Here is a 17041-nt window from a genome sequence, read left to right as displayed (position 1 = left end):
CAATTTATTGAAATCGTTTTCCGTTAGTTCTATAATAGTTAGTATTATAAACCAACTTATTAATATTAACAAAGAGGGTTATTATAATGAAGCGAATTTCAACTGGCTTTATTTATTTTTTTGGTGCGTTAGGTGGACTTTTATTTGGTTATGATACGGGGGTAATTTCTGGCGCGATCCTGTTCATTCAAAAACAGTTGAGCTTAAATTCTTGGCAGCAGGGTTGGGTCGTGAGCGCCGTTTTAGCGGGAGCAATTATTGGTGCCGTTGTGATCGGGCCGTCGTCAGACCGGTTTGGCCGGCGGAAATTACTCTTGCTTTCTGCTATTATTTTCTTCATTGGTGCGTTAGGTTCGGCTTTTTCTCCCGAATTTTGGACGTTGATCATTTCCCGGATCATTTTGGGGACGGCCGTTGGTGCGGCTTCAGCGTTGATCCCGACTTATTTAGCTGAATTAGCTCCCGCACAAAAAAGAGGCACGATCTCCAGTTTATTTCAGTTGATGGTCATGACGGGGATCTTGATCGCTTACATTACTAACTATTCTTTTTCAGGACTATATACTGGCTGGCGTTGGATGCTGGGGTTTGCTGCTTTGCCAGCTACGATCCTCTTTTTGGGTGGCTTAATGTTGCCTGAAAGTCCGCGCTTTTTGGTTAAAATTAACCAGGAACAACAAGCAGAACAGGTTTTGATGAACACTAATAAAGGTGATAAGACTGCTGTCAAAAAGGAATTGGATAATATTCACTTAACAGCTAACATTAAGAGTGGTGGCTGGCGTGAACTTTTTGGACAAATGGTGCGGCCGGCTTTGGTCATGGGAGTTGGACTGGCAATTTTGCAACAGATCATGGGTTGTAATACCGTTTTGTACTATGCGCCAACGATTTTTACCGACGTGGGTTTTGGAGTTTCAGCTGCGTTATTAGCGCATATCGGGATCGGAATTTTCAACGTGATCGTAACGGCAGTCGCAGTAATTATCATGGATAAGATCGACCGCAAAACGATGCTTAATATCGGTTCTGTCGGAATGGGGATCTCTCTTTTCGTGATGAGTTTTGCGATGAAATTTTCCGGAAAATCGCAGGCTGCTGCCGTTATTTGTGTTTTGGCTTTAACGATTTACATTGCCTTTTTCTCGGGCACTTGGGGTCCAATTATGTGGTTGACGATCGGTGAGGCTTTCCCACTCAACATTCGTGGGTTAGGCAACTCCTTCGCTAGTGCGATGGACTGGGCGGCTAACTTATTAGTTTCCCTGACTTTTCCTTCATTACTCGATTATTTTGGAACTGGCAGTCTGTTTTTAGGCTACGGCGTCATTTGCTTTATCGCCGTCTGGTTCGTTCATAAGTATGTCTTTGAAACGCGCAATCGTAGCTTGGAAGAAATCGAAGCAATGCTGCGTTATCGCAATGATAAGATCGTTAAACATTACAAACAATAAGAGCTTGACTATTACTGGTAAAAGAGTTATTCTTTTCTTGTGATAAGTTGGTTTATAATACGAACTAAATTGAACGAGGAGGTTTTTCCATGAGCTACTGGAATGTTGATAAAATTAAATATATTGGGCACAAAAATAATTTAAAGTCAGGGTTAGGATTCCAATACTATAATCCGGATGAAATGATCGCTGGCAAAAAAATGCGCGATTGGCTGCGTTTTTCCGTCGCTTACTGGCATACTTTCGACCAGCGTTTAGTCGATCCATTTGGCGATGGTACGGCTATTCGTCCTTACGATAAATACACGGATCCGATGGACAACGCCTTAGCTAAAGTCGATGCTGCCTTTGAGTTTTACGATAAACTAGGCGTTGATTTCTTGGCGTTCCATGACCGGGATCTAGCTCCTGAAGGTGACACTTTAAGGGAAACGAACAAGAATTTAGACAAGATCGTCGATAAAATCGTCGAATACCAAAAGACGACAGGCATGAAGGTGTTATGGAATACCGCTAACATGTTCAATAATCCGCGTTTCGTTGCCGGTGCTGCTACTTCACCTTATGCCGATATTTTTGCTTATTCTGCTGCTCAATTAAAGCATAGCTTAGAGATTGGCAAGCGTGTCGGTTCAGAAAATTACGTGTTCTGGGGTGGCCGTGAAGGTTACGAATCACTGTGGAATACTGATACTAAAAAAGAGCAAGAACATATTGCTAAATTCTTCCATATGGCTAAAGACTATGCTAATGAGATCGGCTTTAAGGCACAAATGTTGTTAGAGCCTAAGCCAAAGGAACCGACGACTCATCAGTATGATTTTGACGCCGCAACGACGATTGCGTTTATGAAGGAATATGACTTAGACAAGGACTTCAAGTTAAACTTGGAGGGTAATCACGCCAACTTGGCCGGGCATACTTACCAACATGAAATTCGGGTAGCTCGTGATGCCGGCATGTTAGGCTCTTTGGACGCTAACCAAGGCGACAAGTTACTAGGCTGGGATATCGATGAATATCCTTCTAACTTGTACGAAACGGTAGCTGCGATGTATGAAGTCGTAGAAAATGGCGGCATCGGTCCGTGCGGCGGCTTGAATTTCGATTCTAAGCCACGGCGTTCATCATTTGAAGCTAATGATCTATTCTACGGCCATATCGTCGGCATGGATAGTTTTGCTGCTGGGTTGCGCGTTGCCGTTAAAATGAAGGAAGATAAGGTCTTAGAAGACTTAGTTGCTGATCGTTACAGTTCATACAACAGTGGTATCGGTGCCCAGATCGAAAACGGAACGGCCGATTACAAGAGTTTGGAAGCTTATATCATTGATAAGCCACAAGCAGAATTAAGAGCTGCCACATCGTCTGATCACTTAGAGCAGATCAAAGACACGATCAACCATTACATTATTGATACGTTGAGTAAGTAAAATAAGCTGTGAAGCCAAGCGCTTAGTAAGTTTGGTGGACTGTTATTTACGAAGACACGAAAGGGGGTCAGGGCAATTAGTTTTGTCCCGGCCTCTTTATTTTATGGGAGGTAATTTTAAATGACACAGTGTGTGTTAGGGATCGACTTGGGAACTAGTGCTGTCAAAATTTCTGCGGTTTCCAAGCAAGGCGAAGTAGTTGCACAAGCTAGTTATGATTTTAAGATCAATCACCCCCACCCAGGTTACAGTGAACAGGAGCCGGAGCAGTGGGTAAAAGGAACGCAAGTGGCACTTAAAGAGTTGCTCAAGGATCCGGCGGTGACTGCTGACGAAATCAGCGGGTTAAGTTTTTCCGGTCAGATGCACGGATTAGTTTTACTCGATGAGCAAATGCAAGTTTTGCGGCCGGCTATTTTGTGGGACGATACTAGAACTACTAAACAGTGTCGCGAGATTACCGCTCAGATGGGGCAGCGTTTTATCGATATCACTTATAATAAACCGCTCGAAGGCTACACTTTGCCGAAATTACTGTGGGTACAAGAAAATGAACCGGAAATTTGGCGTCAGGAACGCAGCTTTTTACTGCCAAAGGATTATTTGAGATACCGGTTAACTGGGCAAGTGGCGACCGAGTTTTCTGATGCTACGGGAACGGCGATGTTAGACGCGCAAAAGCAATGCTGGAGCGAAGAAATTTGTACGGCGTTCAACATTTCCTTGAGCATGTGTCCGCCGATCGTCCGTTCTATTGATTTCACGGGAAATGTTACCGCTGAATTTGCCCGGGCAACGGGCTTATCAGAGAATACTAAAACTTTTGCGGGGGCTGCCGATAACGCGTCTGGTGCAATTGGAGCTGGTATTTTACAACCTAACATGGTGTTATCGAGTTTAGGAACTTCGGGCGTGGTTTTAAAGTATGAAAAAGAAAAAATTAACTACCAGGGGGTTTTACAGTTCGAAGATCACGGGATCCCAGATTCTTACTATTCGATGGGAGTAACGTTGTCGGCGGGGGATTCACTCAACTGGTTTAAGCGCACTTTTTGTCCGGAGGAAAGCTTTGACCAAGTCGTCGCTGCTGCTGGAACTTCGGCAGTTGGGGCCCACGGCTTGTTGTTTACTCCTTATTTGGTGGGCGAGCGTGCTCCTTACGCAGATTCCGCGATCCGCGGTAGTTTCATCGGAGTGGACAGTATGCACCAAAAAGGTGATTTTGTTCGTGCGGTCCTAGAAGGGATCATCTTTAGTTTTAAGGACCTGATGAATATTTACGAACAACATGATAGTGATTTTGATACCGTCATTTCGATCGGCGGTGGGGCTAAGAGTGAATTGTGGCTGCAGATTCAGGCCGATATTTTTAACAAGAAGGTAGTCTGTTTGCAAAATGAACAGGGGCCGGGAATGGGCGCCGCAATGATCGCCGCGGTTGGTGCGGGCTGGTTTTCAGACTTTGCCCAGTGTACCGCCCAGTTTGTTCATTTGGCTAAGGAATACCAGCCAATTGCAGCAAACGTAGTTAAATATCACCGCTTGCACCAGATTTACCAGCAGGTGTACTTAAATACGCGCAAGATGAGTCAGGAATTACTAGATTTCAGAAAGAGTTGTGAGTAAAACGAGCCGCGCAAGCTGATGGTCGATCAGCGAAAATTAAGTAAGCTAAACTTAAAAAGAGGAAAGCTAAGGCAAGGCAGTATTTTGTCCTAGGTCCTCTCTTTTTTTGTCATTTCGCGGTCGTGACAGCTGATTTTAAAAAGTTGTATAATTAAACAAACTGAAAAAGAGGGTACGGTATGGGTAAAATAGCTAGTCGCGAGTCTTTTCACCAAAATAATATCAACCGGGTGTTGCAACAGGTCATCAATTACGCCCCAATTTCTAGAATTGAAATTGCCCGTAACTTAAAGATGAATAAATCGTCGATCACGGCGCTTTACAATGAGATCGAGCAAAAAGGGTATTTGAAAGAGATCGGCAATGGTTCTGCGTCTAAAAACGGGGGCCGCAAACCAGTTTTAGTGGCATTAAATGAAAAATACGGCTATACGATCAGCGTAGATTTGGGTTACCGCCACTTACATTTGATGGTGAATTACTTAAACGGAAAAGTAATTGAACAGCAACGGATCAGTATTAGTGTGCATGACATTAAACGGGTAATAACGATCGTCGACCGCAAAATAGCCGGGATCATTGAAAACGAAACTGAAACCAGTAACGGCTTACTGGGGATCGCTTTTTCAATCCACGGGGTGGTCTTTGAAAATCAGATCATTAAGTCACCATTTTTGGATATGCAAGGAATCGATTTAGCTGCCCGCTATGAGAAAAAATACCAAGTACCGGTGATTTTGGAAAACGAAGCGAACTTGTCGGCCGTTTACGAAAGAGATTTCAATTGTGCTAAAAACGAAGACAATATTTTGTGTGTTAGCATTCATAAGGGGATCGGCGCGGGGATCATCTTGAATCGGCGGTTATATCACGGATTGAAGGGAGCCGCTGGTGAAATTGGCAGTTCGCTGATGTTTACCACCGATTTGCCACAAAATCAGTACCAGTACGATAAGGTTGAAAATTATTGCTCGGAAGATGCGATCATCGATGCGGTTAAGGAGCAAAAACAGGTTGCAACTCTGGATCGCAGTGGCTTAGAAGAACTGTTGCAAAAACGGGATCCGGCTGTGCAACAAGACATCGATATTTTTATCACCTCGATTTCACGCATCATTTTTAACACCGCAGTGGCTTTTGCACCGGAAAAAATCTTCATTAACTCCCCTTTGATGGAAGACGTACCGCTAATTTTTAAGGCAATCAAAGCGACAACTAGCGAACTAGGGATGATCCCGCCGCTTTACATGACGGAACACTCTAATTACGCCGTTTTATTAGGAGCGTGTTCGTTGATCACGCACCATGTGTTAGGTTTAGATCATTATGATTTGGTATTTAATGCCAAACTAGCTTAGCCTCAATTTGTTATTTACGAATACTAAAAGAAGGATCGCAGACAAAATGGCATCTTGTCTGCGGTCCTTCTTTCTTATCAGCTGTATTAAATAACAGCCTATTTTTTAACTGATTTGATACTTAAAATTGCAATTCCGCCGATCAATGAGAAGATAAATGAAACAAAAAAGATAGCTGATAAGTTGAACCAAGAAATGACTGCCGCGGCGATGACGGGGGCCAGTGCTTGGGTGATCGTATTGCCTAAATTATAGATTCCTAAAAAGAATGCCACCCGATTTTGGTCGGGAATGACTTCGAGGTTGAGCAGATTATCTAGTGAATTCCATAGTCCCATTCCGAGGCCGGCACATAGTGAATAGATAATGATCCCTGTAGTGTTTCTGACCGCAAATAAGGTAATGGCGCCGATTGCGAGAAAAATCGTCGATAAGCCTACCGGGATCTTTAAAATTTTGAGTTTGTCCGAAAGAGGTCCGGCGGTAAAGCCCATCAGGACTCCTAAGATCACCATGATGGTGTTGACTAACTGAATGGAAGACTGAGTTTGTGCTCCGCGGTGTAAGAAATCGGTCATGATGTATAGGATATAACCGGTAATCGCAAAATTACCAATTCCTTGGAAAAATTTACCGATCAAACCTAAATAATAGTCGCGGCCGACCGACCATCCGGGAAAAATGGCTTTGATGGTACTAAGAGAAAAGTGGTGTTTTTCTTTTTTAGCGACGACGATCTCTTCGTCTAAGTTGGACGGTTCGTGTACGATGATAGTGGCAATCGTTGATCCTACAAAAGTAAAGATCCCAAAAATGATGAATCCGAGCTGGCAACGGCTTAAAAACATTGCGCCAACGATATTAAAAGCATTGTTACCTAAAGCCATTCCTAAACCGCCGTACGCAGAAGAAGCGGTCCCTTTTCCTTTTTCGGGAGCTAAATCAAGCCAAGCAACCATCGGGGCCACGATCGTGTTTAAAGCAACTTGTCCTAATATCCAAATGATTAACAAGTAAGGAATGTTAGTGGCAAAAGAAGCGAGGATCATTAGTACCATAAAGGCAAAGGAGCCGCCGACGATCCACGGAGCACGTTTGCCCCATTTCGATCTAGTGCGGTCCGATAATGCACCGGCGACCATGTTAGAAATTGCGGCTGCAATCATGCCACAAGTTGAAAACAAAGCGACTAAGTTGACTTTATTGGCTGCATCTAGGTGTTGAATAATGGTAGGTAAAAAAAGGCTGTTTAAAGTAACGTAAGGTCCTAGCCAGCTAGCTGGTCCGATAATTAGTCCGGGGATCAAACGCTTTAAAGAAATAGTTAATTTTTCCATGGGTTATTTCTGTCCTCCGTTATTATTTGTTACCTTGTAATAGTTAAAGTCTGCAAACGATTGGTGTTGGTAGGCGTCGACTGCCCCGATGAAATTAAACAATCCGGTAAAGCCGCCGATTTCGCCCGGCTCGCCGTTGACTCCTTCATCCGAGAGGTAAGAAACGTCGATGCCTTGTTCTAACAACTGCCAAGTAGCATTAGTTGAAAAGCGGTAATAGACTGCCGCGGTACCCTGATAGTATTTAAGTTGTAATTCAACTTGCCCGTCTTTAACAGCGACTTCGTTAAATAAATGATCTTGTCTAACCCCTAATTTTGCCTGAAGTATCCGTAAAACTATGCCTTGTTCATCATCTGTTTGGCATAGCCGGGCGTATAACCAGTTGTTAGAGTCGTAATACAAGCCCATTCCCGCGTTTTGAGAATAGTGTTGCGGCTGGAAGTTTAACTGAGTTTGTAGGGTGTAGTTCAAAGAAGTTGCTCTAGTCGCCATGATGGCTGGATCTAACTGGGAAAATAACGAGTTACGCCCGTAAATACGGAGGTGTTGGTCACATAATTTGACCCAGGTTTGGTCTTGCGGATGATAAGGAGTCATAAAGCGCAAGTCGTAACTATCCCCCGTAAAATTATCCTTGATGTCAGTGTTGTCTACTTGTTTGACAGCTTGAGATTCTTTAGGTGCTGGGACGGTCATTTTAGCCAAATTGGAACCATCGGCTAGCTGTAACCAGCCGTCTTTGGTCCATTCCATTTTTTGCAAAGCTGTTTCTCGTCCTAATGGATTTAATTTAGTATGTGGTAAGGGACGCGACATCAAGTGGGCAACGTACCACTCTCCTCCCTTAGTCTCAACTAAAGAACCGTGGCCCGCTTTTTGCATCGGTGAATTAGGGTTGTACATTTCAAAGTGGCCGGCATCCGGATCACCTAATGAGAATAAATGATGTGGTGAAGAAGTAATGATCGGTTCTCCTGTCGGGTCTGGTTCATAAGGCCCAAAAATTTGGTGAGAGCGGCCAATCTCAACTCCATGAGCGTAACCGGTTCCGCCAGCGGCGATCATTAAGTAGTAGTAATCTTGATGCCGGTAAATTTGGGGAGCCTCCGCACAGCCGCGGGTGGTAAAGTGGGTGGCGACTCTGTGCCAGTCGCCTGTAATAGTTGCGTTTTTGAGGTCAACTTCGGCGATCACGATGTGTCCGGGAGCTTGAAAGCCGGTCCGACTCTCCCATTCTAGGATCGAGAGGTAGTGTTTTCCGTTTTGGTCGTGAAATAAAGAAGGATCAAAACCGATGGACGTCAGGTATGCGGGCTGTGACCACGGACCGGTGATGTTAGCGGCTGACATGACATAAGTATCTGCGTTGAATTCGCGTCCGGCCATATTTTGCATGTGACAAAAAACTAAGTAAAATTTTTGTTGTTCTTGGTCAAAGGATAGGTGCGGGGCCCATACACCTGCCGGAGTGTTAGTACCGCGTAGGTTGACCTCTTCGTGATTGAGTACATAAGAAATCAACTGCCAGTTGACAAGATCGGTGGAATGAAAAATTTGGATAGCGGGGGTCCAGTGAAAAGTCGAGGTCGCAATGTAATAATCGTCACCTACCCGAATGATCGCAGGGTCTGGTGCCATTCCGGAAATAATCGGATTTTTGATTTGCATGAGTGCACTTCCATTCTAAAAAGTTTAGTAAAAAACAGCAGGAATTGCTGTAATTTTTATTGATTAGTTTAACTAGAAGTTATAGTATAATCAAAGCGGTTTCAGTTCAATTAAATTAGTTGGTTTGGTAAATAAATTAACTTGATTAGGTAAAAATTTGCACTTTTTGGAGGAGAAAAAATGAACCATCATGAAAATGTGGTTCCTAATTTACAAGTGGGAGTGCGCTTTTATGAATCGGATGTGACGCGTAGTGGTTACGTTCCGTTTCACTGGCACAGTAGTATTGAGTTGGTGTTTGTAATGGCGGGAAAACTATTGTTTAAATTCTCGGGGACTTCTCACGTGATCTTGCCCGATCAGTTCGTAGTAGTTCCTTCCGGGGTGATCCATGACGTGACTAACGAGCCTAATAAATCATTGGTGTTACAGATCCCGTTAGAATTTATTGCCCGTTACTACGCTAAACCGGAAGAATTAAATTTTACACCGATCGACTATCAGTCAAGCGCGGCCCGGGAAATTATGACGTTGTTACGCTCGCTTAACCAAACAGTTAAGCAAACAGGTGAAGGAAAGTCATTTGAAGTGGGAATTTTGTTACTGGAAGTTTTGCGGCTGTTAGTAGTTAATTTTAAAAGTGAGGAGAAGATCGCACCACAAAAAACTAGTTATTTAAAAGAAATTATTGTTTATTTGAATAGTAATTTTACTAAGCAGTTAAAAATGACAGAGATAGCCCACAAATTTGGGTACAATGCCAGCTACTTGTCTAGAGCATTTAAACAACAAACGGGGATCAACTTGACGCAGTATATCTATAAGTTAAGGTTGAATGCTTTTTACCAAGGCTTGGTCGACTCGTCGCTACCGATCAACGAATTAATGACCAAGTACGGTTTGAAAAATAAGCGCACGACCCGCAAGTTATTTAAAGAGATGTATGGTAAGTTACCACGGCAAGTGAGGGAGAGTTAAAGTAAAAAACTGGAGTTGGGACAAAAAGAGGTTAGTAGTAGAGCACTAGCCTAGTTTCAAAGTAAAACTCGAACTTTAGTTTTATTTTGAAACGTAGCTAGGCGCAAACTGCTGCTTTTTGGAGCACGATCAGTCTATTATTTACGAAAAATCAAAATAGGACCAAAACAAAAGTAATTTTGTCCCGGTCCCAGTTTTAGTTTCCGTAACTACATAGATTTAATCGCGCTCGTCAAGCCAGCAGTCTAGGTCCTAAGGACGCCAACAAACAAATCTAAGTACAGGATTTGCTTGTTGGTGTCACTTAGTCTATGACTTAACCTGCTTGACTCACGGCTTGTTCGATCGTGCTCCAGTCACTGTACTATTAGTAATCTTTTTTAAGTGGTTCGACCAAGTTTTCCCAGATGAAATCAAACATATGGGTCTGTGAGTCTAAGGATTGAACGGTCACTACTAATTGATGTTTAGGCACGACGATGATGTACTGGCCCAATTTGCCGTCGGCACGGTAGGATTCCCGGTCGGGGTTGATCCAAAACTGGTAGCCGTAGCCAAAACGAGCTTCGTGAGATTTAGTAGTTATCTGATTGGTGGTCGCTTTTTGGAGATAATCTGTTGGTACTACATTTTCACCGTGCCAATTTCCTTGGTGCAGCAGTAGTAAACCGATTTGGGACATTTCATCGCTGGTCAGCATCAAAGAATTAGCCGCCATTGTGTGCCCCAAAGGACAAGCCAGCCAGTTAGGATTACCGATCCCGATTTTATTAAATAGGCGTGGGGTTAGGTAATTCAGTAAAGTCGCGCCACTAACGCGTTCGATGATACAACCTAAAATATAGGTATTGAAGTTCGAATAGGCAAAATGGGTCCCGGGTTCATGAGTGAATTCACTATTAAAAAAGTAGGAGACCCAATCTTTAACCTGGTATCTTTGCGGGTCATCGCCAAAAAAGAGCCGCTTTTTCAGGCCGCAATTCATTGTCAGTAAATCGTGAATGGTGATTTGGCGGGCAAACTCGTTGAGCTGGTCAAATTCCGGGAAGAACTGGTAAATATGATCGTCTAAGTGCAACAAGTTTTCTTTCAGTGCGATCCCAACGCCTAAAGACGTGACGCTTTTGCTGACCGAATAAACGTTGAGTCGCGTTTTACAATTCAAACGGGCATATTCTTCCGTCAACTGATCGTTGTGATAGACCTGAACGTAGTTGATATTACGTTGTTGTTCTTGCGCCTTAGTTATTAGCTGTTCAACGTGATTCATAATTTTGCCTCCTAATTTTGACTAAAATTTAGTTTTGATCGTCGTGACTGCGGTGGAAGCGGATTTGTCATTTAACAGATCGAGTAGCGTCAGGCCAGCTAACTTGCCCATTTCGTAAGGATTTTGCACGATCATCTTAGCTTGTGGCCAGATTGCTGAGACCAAATCGGTATCGGCAAATCCCGAAATTTGGGTTTGGCTGGGTATCAGGCTACCGGAACTGATCAGGGCGGGTAAAAATTCTAACAGCCAGCGTTCCTTGAGCGCAAAAATGACTTTTTTGGCCGGTTCGGCGGCTAACAGTTGTTGTAGCTGAGCAACTATTTGCGAGTGCTCGTAACTTTTTTCGGAGATCTCGATGATGGTGACGTCGGGATAAATTTCTTTGATCCCGGCTAGTCGTTCCTGGCGAGTTGAGGCCACGGCGATAGGAGAAGACAAGACGATCGCTTGTTGGGCCCCCGCAGCCGCGAAATACTGGGCGGCTTTTAAACTGGCCTGAAAATTATCACTTAAGATCTGGGGCCAAGGAGAGTCTTGTAATTTACGGTCGAGGGTCACGATCGGCATCACGCGCCTAACTTCTGCTTTGATAGTAGTGACATCGCTGCCTAAGGGTTGCAAGATCAAGCCGTCGTAGGTGTTGAGTCCGACGGCGTTGATCAGTTCTTTTTCTTTTTGCTGGTCGGAATTGGTGTCTAGCATCACCGTTACATAACCTGCGGGCTGCAGGCTGGCGCACGCTCCTTTGAAAAGGGCGGTCGAAAAAGAATCTGCGATGTCGGCAACGACGATGGCGATCGTTTTACTATGGCTAGTGATCAACTGGCGGGCCGCGGCGTTAGGAACGTAATTCAATTTTTGAATCGCGGCGCTGACCTTTTGTGCAGTTGGCCGTGACATGCGGTTGAGTTCACCGTTTAAAAAACGGGAAACGGTGGCAATCGAAACTCCGGCGAGGCGAGCAACGTCTTTAATACTGCTTTGTTTTTTTGACATAAATGAATTCCTTAATTAAAATTAGCTGTTTTTACCACCTCATTATAGCAAATAAAAAGCCTAAAAAGGCGGTTGAAAATTTTAAGGTAAAGGTTTACCATAAAATTATGAGTAGCAAGTTAAACTAGTGAGTTAAGCGAACAGCAGGAGGCAGATCATGCAAAAAACAGAAACTTTACTGGCAGTTCAAAAAGCCGGAGTCGTTGCGGTCGTTCGGGGAAATTCTAAACAAGAAGCTTATCAAACAGCCGTTGCTTGCATTAAGGGTGGAGTGAAAGCGATCGAATTGACTTTTACCGCTCCTAAAGCCGACGAGATCATCGGGCAGTTAAGCGAAGAATACGCTAATGATCCTGAAGTTGTAGTCGGGGCCGGCACGGTGTTGGATGCCATTACCGCCAGGATCGCTATCATGGCTGGTGCTAAATTTATCGTGAGTCCTGCATTTGACCAGGAAACTGCACTGTTATGTAATCAATACCAGATTCCTTACATGCCGGGCTGCATGACGATCACCGAAATCGAAACGGCAATGCGTTACGGCGCAGAGATCGTGAAGGTCTTCCCGGGCAGCGTAGTGGGTAAGGGCTTTGTTAAGGCCGTGAAGGCGCCACTACCACAAGTTAACGTGATGCCAACTGGCGGTGTCAACTTAGATAACATGCACGAATGGTTTGAAGTTGGGGTCGTAGCAGTCGGGGCCGGTAGCAATTTGACGGGTGCAGCAGCTAAGGGTGATTTCGCAGCGGTTGAAAAACAAGCACAGGCTTATCACCAAGAAATGCTTCGGATCCAAGGAGAACTGAAAAAATGAAAAAAGTAGTAACTTTTGGCGAAATGATGTTGCGGCTAAAGCCTGCCGAAAACCAACGGATCATTCAAACTGACCAGTTTTCCGGGTTATACGGTGGTGCGGAAGCTAACGTAGCTACTTCACTAGCGTTGTTAGGTGAGCACGCGCAGTTTGTTACTAAGCTACCCGATCACGCGGTGGGTCAAGCTGCATTAGGAACCTTGCGGCGCTACGGAGTCGATACTACTCAGATCTTGCGGGGCGGTCCGCGACTGGGGATCTACTTTTTTGAAAAGGGCGCTAGTGTCCGCAATACCAGTGTCGTTTATGATCGTGCTGGCAGTTCTTTTGCGGTCGCTACGGCGAGTGAATTTAAGTGGGAGCAGATTTTAGCAGATGCTGGTTACTTTTATTTTTCCGGGATCACTCCGGCGGTGTCACCGCAGGCTGCCCAAGCCGTGTTAGCCGCAGTCAAATATTGTCAGGCTCACGGTATCAAGGTAGTCTGTGACTTAAATTACCGCGCAAAGATGTGGAGCAAACAAGAAGCACAAGCAGCAATGAGCCAGTTGATGCCATACGTGAATATCTGTTTAGCCAATGATGAAGACTTTGAGGCCGTTTTAGGGATCAAGGCTTTCGACGGCGATATGAGCAGGGGTATCGAGCAAAAGAGAGAATTTATTGTAGGAATGAAAAAAATCACCGAAAAATATCCTAACTGTCAGACTGTCGCTAGCGTGTTGCGCAACATCCACTCGGTGGAAGATTCGCAGTGGACCGCACTGATGGTCGCCGACGGGCAAACTTACGAAGCACCGGTCTATGACATGCATATCTGGGAGGGCGTTGCTGCTGGCGATGCTTTTGCCGCCGGATTATTGCACGGGATCATTAATGGTTTTGATCGTCAAGAACAGCTGGACTATGCGATTGCCGCCAGCGTGTTAAAACTAACGATCAGTGGGGACTTAAATTTGGTCACCGATGCCGATATTCGTGCCGTGATGGATAAACAAGCAGGAATGCAGGTAATGAGATAAAGTTGTTTTTAGACAGCTGCAGTTAGTCTGTAGTTTACTAAAAATTGTGTGAAATATCCTTTGAAGTGGGAGAAGTGTTCCACGATAGTTATCTTATCGTTTAACTATTGTGGGGCACTTTATTTGTTTAGACCACTGCAAAATTGGTTTATGACTTGCTTTTTATTCTTCCTTAAAATTAGTATAATATTAATTATAGGTTAAAATTTAATGGATAGCAGTGTGTTGGACAAGGATTCGCGTAAGGAGAATAGTGACTATTAGTGTATAGAAAAGAAAGGGTTTATCAAGCTTTAGTACAGTTAGTCAGTGATCAGACCGGAGCTGACATTCAGGCTGGATTTAACGGTGTTAGTACCGCTCAGATCGCTGATCGATTAAAAATCGACCGCGCTAATTGCAGCAAGGAATTGAATCACCTTTTTCAAGAAAAACAGGTAGTTAAGATCACCGGCCGTCCGGTAAAGTATTTTCCTGTTGCCCAATTGGAAAAGTTACTTAATGGTAAAATCACGATGTTTGAATTACCCAGTTTAAAAGCTGCCTATCCCCAAAAAAGTACTGACTTTTCTTCGGTGATCGGCAATCAAGGAAGCTTAAAATTAGCAATCGATAAAGCGAAGGCGGCGATGATTTACCCACCTCACGGTTTAAACACGATCCTTGCGGGAGAAACAGGCGTGGGTAAAACGATGTTTGCTCAGTTGATGTATCGTTTTGCTAAAAATAACGGTGTTTTACAACCAGATGCTCCTTTTGTCACCTTCAATTGTTCGGAATATGCTGACAACCCACAGCTTTTATTATCGACTCTGTTTGGATACGCTAAGGGTTCGTTTACGGGAGCTAATGATGAAAAAATGGGGTTGGTACAAAAGGCCGATCAGGGGATCTTATTTTTAGATGAAATTCATCGCTTGCCCGCGGAGGGACAAGAGATGCTATTTCATTTAATCGACGTGGGTGAATACCGCAAAATGGGTGATAACGAAAAATCGTGTCACGCGCAAGTTTTGATCATTGCGGCAACGACCGAGCCGCTACAATCTGTGATGCTGGCGACTTTTTTGCGGCGCATTCCGATGGTGATCAATATTCCAGCGATCGGTGAGCGGGGAGTAGATGAACGGTATGAATTGATCCGGTTATTCTTTAACGCAGAATATGGCAAGATACATAAGAAGATCAGGGTCCAACGCAGCGTCTTAAAATCGTTGTTAGGTTATAATTGTACCGGCAATGTGGGTCAGTTGAAGGCGGATATTAACCTGATTTGCGCGCGGGCTTACCTGGAGTCGATCATCAAAAATTATCAGGAAGTCAATGTTAGTAAGAAATTTTTGCCGAGTTACGTGCTCAACGGGATTTTAACTGCCAGTAAAAAAGATGACATCAATTTATGGATGAATAATTTTGCCGCAGACATTGTTTTTGACGGTACTGCTAGTGAACAGTTGGTGCCAACTCAAGATGATCTGTATTCGTCTTTGACGGGTAAAAAAAGTTTGACAGAAATTAAAAAGCAGCTGGAGGAAAGTATTTTGAAGGCTTACCCTTCATCCAAGTATAATCAAGCGCAAAATGCCGAAATTTTTAAAGTGATCGAACCCAGTGTTTATTATGAAACTACGGCGGCGTTAAAACTGGCGGAAAAGGAACTAGATAAGAAGTTTGCTAAACAGACTTACGTTGCTTTTGCTATGCATGTCAATTCGCTGATCAATGAACCGAGAAATACTTCCTTAGAAAACTTAGACCCGCTGGAATTGCAAAAAGAACACGGAGCGGAACTCAAGGCCGCCAAAAAAGTCAAAAATTACATTGAAACTGAACTGCAAGTTCATTTTAACGAAAATGAAGTTTATTTATTTGCGTTATTTTTGATGATGGATGAGACCCAACAAACTGCTTCGCGGGTCGCCTTGATCGTCTTGGCGCACGGCAGCGGGGTGGCGCAAAATATCGCGCAAGTCGCTAATGTGATTTTTGGCTGTCAGCATGCCCATGGGTTGGATATGCAACTGGAACGTGATGTCGATGAATTTTACCGTGAATTTGAAAGTGCTGCGCAAAAAATCGATGAGGGCAAGGGAATTTTACTGATGACCGATATGGGATCACTGGATTCGTTTGGCGAAGTGCTGACTGCTAAAACGGGGATCCCGACCAAGACGATCTCACTGGTATCGACGCCTTTTGTACTCGAAGCGTTGCGTAAAACGATGATTTCCAGTTATGAACTAGACGAGATCTACTCCGACTTGCACCAAGAAATTCACAAATACCTGAGTGAAGGAAACGTGCATTCAAAGGATAAGAATAAAGTGTGTCGCTCGGCTAAAACGCATTCGCTGATTTTGACGACGTGTATGACGGGTAAGGGCGCAGCTGTTTCTTTGAGTAATTTTTTGAAAAATGCCGTGCCACTGATCACTCGTTATGAAATAGAAGTCGTAGCCGTGAATAAAGCCCAGTTTTTAGCGCAAAATTTTGATGAGCAAAACATAATTGCAGTGGTCGGGTCTGCTGATTTGGAGATCAAGGGTGTTCCCTTTATTCCGTCTGAAAAAATTCTACTAGCTGATGGGATCTCCGAGTTAACTAGTTACATTAATGGCGACCAAACCGCTGATCACCGGGGAACTAAAAGTGATATTTTACTGGGAGTCAGGCAGGTTTTGGAAGATTCATTATTGTTTTTGGACCCTGCAAAAACGTTGAATTACGTACTGCAATCGTTTGAAACTATTAGTCAGCAGTTGACTCTTAAAAATTACGATCACTGCATGGTCGCCTATATTCTACACGTTTCCAGTATGATCGAACGGATACTCAAAAAAGAGGTGTTTCACTATCCAGGTGTGGCCGCTTATATCCAAAAATTTCAATCAGTTTATCAGGTGATCAAACAAGGATTACAGGTTCTTGAAGATGTTTTTAGTATGACAGTCCCTGACACTGAAATTTGTTACCTGATAGATTTACTGACACAAAATGACACACAAATTTAATAAGTAGCTTATGCTGGTAAAAGGCCCCGTTAATGCGGAGCTTTTTTGTTTGCCTAAATGTTGGCACA

General features: G+C 43.8%; 12 protein-coding genes. 8 read left to right on the top strand and 4 right to left on the bottom strand.

The features are described 5' to 3' along the window. The first annotated feature begins 86 nt into the window (after positions 1–86). The 4 genes from ACSYSK_RS08960 to ACSYSK_RS08945 all read left to right on the top strand — a co-directional run bounded on the left by ACSYSK_RS08960 (position 87) and on the right by ACSYSK_RS08945 (position 5871). Positions 87–1454 carry a sugar porter family MFS transporter gene (locus ACSYSK_RS08960; RefSeq protein ID WP_491714794.1) on the top strand — a complete coding sequence of 456 codons (1368 nt, stop codon included), beginning with the start codon at positions 87–89 and terminating at the stop codon, positions 1452–1454. Positions 1455–1543: 89 nt separating this feature from the next. Then, positions 1544–2887, top strand: a complete 1344-nt coding sequence (gene xylA, locus ACSYSK_RS08955) for a xylose isomerase (RefSeq protein ID WP_491714793.1) — start codon at positions 1544–1546, stop codon at positions 2885–2887. Between the two features lie 120 nt (positions 2888–3007). After that, positions 3008–4513, top strand: coding sequence for a xylulokinase (xylB, locus tag ACSYSK_RS08950; protein WP_491714792.1), 1506 nt, complete (start codon positions 3008–3010; stop codon positions 4511–4513). A 179-nt stretch (positions 4514–4692) separates the two neighbouring features. Further along, positions 4693–5871 (top strand): ROK family protein, encoded by a 1179-nt coding sequence (locus tag ACSYSK_RS08945; protein ID WP_491714791.1) that lies wholly within the window; start codon positions 4693–4695, stop codon positions 5869–5871. 98 nt (positions 5872–5969) lie between these two features. On the opposite strand, the gene ACSYSK_RS08940 is transcribed toward ACSYSK_RS08945, so the two are convergent. Together ACSYSK_RS08940 and ACSYSK_RS08935 are read right to left on the bottom strand one after the other, a co-directional pair. Next, complete coding sequence (locus ACSYSK_RS08940; RefSeq protein WP_491714790.1) at positions 5970–7208, bottom strand: MFS transporter; 1239 nt, start codon at positions 7206–7208, stop codon at positions 5970–5972. A gap of 3 nt (positions 7209–7211) precedes the next feature. Further along, complete coding sequence (locus ACSYSK_RS08935) at positions 7212–8879, bottom strand: glycoside hydrolase family 43 protein (RefSeq protein WP_491714789.1); 1668 nt, start codon at positions 8877–8879, stop codon at positions 7212–7214. A 180-nt stretch (positions 8880–9059) separates the two neighbouring features. Between ACSYSK_RS08935 and ACSYSK_RS08930 the strand changes: the two genes are divergently transcribed. After that, positions 9060–9857 (top strand): helix-turn-helix domain-containing protein, encoded by a 798-nt coding sequence (locus tag ACSYSK_RS08930; RefSeq protein WP_491714788.1) that lies wholly within the window; start codon positions 9060–9062, stop codon positions 9855–9857. A gap of 367 nt (positions 9858–10224) precedes the next feature. On the opposite strand, the gene ACSYSK_RS08925 is transcribed toward ACSYSK_RS08930, so the two are convergent. Next, positions 10225–11127 (bottom strand): serine hydrolase domain-containing protein, encoded by a 903-nt coding sequence (locus tag ACSYSK_RS08925; RefSeq protein ID WP_491714787.1) that lies wholly within the window; start codon positions 11125–11127, stop codon positions 10225–10227. A 21-nt stretch (positions 11128–11148) separates the two neighbouring features. Then, positions 11149–12126, bottom strand: coding sequence for a LacI family DNA-binding transcriptional regulator (locus tag ACSYSK_RS08920; RefSeq protein WP_491714786.1), 978 nt, complete (start codon positions 12124–12126; stop codon positions 11149–11151). Positions 12127–12283: 157 nt separating this feature from the next. On the opposite strand from ACSYSK_RS08920, the gene ACSYSK_RS08915 reads away from it, so the two are divergent. From ACSYSK_RS08915 to ACSYSK_RS08905, 3 genes are all read left to right on the top strand, one after another. Then, positions 12284–12940: a bifunctional 4-hydroxy-2-oxoglutarate aldolase/2-dehydro-3-deoxy-phosphogluconate aldolase gene (locus tag ACSYSK_RS08915; RefSeq protein WP_491714785.1), complete on the top strand. Its 657-nt coding sequence runs from the start codon at positions 12284–12286 to the stop codon at positions 12938–12940. Continuing rightward, a complete protein-coding gene (locus ACSYSK_RS08910) occupies positions 12937–13962 on the top strand; it encodes a sugar kinase (RefSeq protein WP_491714784.1) in 1026 nt (341 codons plus the stop codon). Before ACSYSK_RS08915 ends, ACSYSK_RS08910 begins: the two co-directional genes overlap by 4 nt. 263 nt (positions 13963–14225) lie before the next feature. Beyond that, entirely contained in the window at positions 14226–16973 is a 2748-nt protein-coding gene (locus ACSYSK_RS08905) for a sigma-54-dependent transcriptional regulator (RefSeq protein ID WP_491714783.1), read from the top strand. The last annotated feature ends 68 nt before the right edge of the window (positions 16974–17041 follow it).

It is taken from the genome of Ligilactobacillus sp. ESL1201, from assembly GCF_058503265.1.
The sequence above is the reverse complement of the archived record's forward strand: the minus strand, read 5'-3'. Positions and strand labels throughout refer to the sequence as shown.

What these genes read in the sequence shown, in the direction of transcription:
- ACSYSK_RS08940 (WP_491714790.1), bottom strand. Translation starts at nt 7,208, where the DNA reads ATGGAAAAATTAACTATTTCTTTAAAGCGTTTGATCCCCGGACTAATT.
- ACSYSK_RS08935 (WP_491714789.1), bottom strand. Translation starts at nt 8,879, where the DNA reads ATGCAAATCAAAAATCCGATTATTTCCGGAATGGCACCAGACCCTGCG.
- ACSYSK_RS08945 (WP_491714791.1), top strand. Translation starts at nt 4,693, where the DNA reads ATGGGTAAAATAGCTAGTCGCGAGTCTTTTCACCAAAATAATATCAAC.
- ACSYSK_RS08960 (WP_491714794.1), top strand. Translation starts at nt 87, where the DNA reads ATGAAGCGAATTTCAACTGGCTTTATTTATTTTTTTGGTGCGTTAGGT.
- xylA (WP_491714793.1), top strand. Translation starts at nt 1,544, where the DNA reads ATGAGCTACTGGAATGTTGATAAAATTAAATATATTGGGCACAAAAAT.
- ACSYSK_RS08930 (WP_491714788.1), top strand. Translation starts at nt 9,060, where the DNA reads ATGAACCATCATGAAAATGTGGTTCCTAATTTACAAGTGGGAGTGCGC.
- ACSYSK_RS08920 (WP_491714786.1), bottom strand. Translation starts at nt 12,126, where the DNA reads ATGTCAAAAAAACAAAGCAGTATTAAAGACGTTGCTCGCCTCGCCGGA.
- ACSYSK_RS08915 (WP_491714785.1), top strand. Translation starts at nt 12,284, where the DNA reads ATGCAAAAAACAGAAACTTTACTGGCAGTTCAAAAAGCCGGAGTCGTT.
- xylB (WP_491714792.1), top strand. Translation starts at nt 3,008, where the DNA reads ATGACACAGTGTGTGTTAGGGATCGACTTGGGAACTAGTGCTGTCAAA.
- ACSYSK_RS08925 (WP_491714787.1), bottom strand. Translation starts at nt 11,127, where the DNA reads ATGAATCACGTTGAACAGCTAATAACTAAGGCGCAAGAACAACAACGT.
- ACSYSK_RS08910 (WP_491714784.1), top strand. Translation starts at nt 12,937, where the DNA reads ATGAAAAAAGTAGTAACTTTTGGCGAAATGATGTTGCGGCTAAAGCCT.